The 480-nt window shown below is 66.5% G+C and carries 1 protein-coding gene; it reads right to left on the reverse strand.

What is annotated here, in order from left to right:
• Positions 1–439, reverse strand: a 439-nt coding sequence (locus RNB18_RS51215) for a phosphotransferase (RefSeq protein WP_311720952.1), incomplete at its 3' end; no start/stop codon positions are given.
• Positions 440–480: the final 41 nt, after the last annotated feature.

A 480-nucleotide genomic window follows, 5' to 3' on the forward strand; every position in this document is an offset into this window, starting at 1 on the left:
GTTCGGCCAGGCTCCCCGCGTACGACAACCCGACGCGGTAGCGCAGTTCGGCGTCGTCGCGGTAGGCCTGACTCACCTCGGTACCCGGGTTGAACCCGTCGACCTCCTCCATCAGGTAGAACACCACGCCGATCACGTCGAGATCGGTGCAGGCGGCGATGAACCCCGGATGCGGTACGGCCGAGCCCGCCAGGGTGCGCAGCACCGCGATCTCCCGGAGCATGGTCTTGTCACTGGTCGGCCGGGGGTGTAAAGGCGGGCGCCGCAGCACCATTCGGCGACCGTCGACGCTCATGCCCACCACGATGTTCTGGGTCCCGCCGGTCAGCGGTGCCACATCGGTCAGGCTCGTTCCGATCCGCTCATCCTGCAACCACCGCTGAATGGCGTCCTGATCGGTGGCACTGAGAGTCGGCAATTCCTGCACATCGTCGGGCATGCAGCCATGGTGCCAGCTGCCCTTCCCGCTCAGTGCACGTT

Origin of the sequence: Streptomyces doebereineriae, assembly GCF_031845645.1 — a bacterium.
Classification (GTDB): Bacteria; Actinomycetota; Actinomycetes; order Streptomycetales; family Streptomycetaceae; genus Streptomyces; species Streptomyces canus.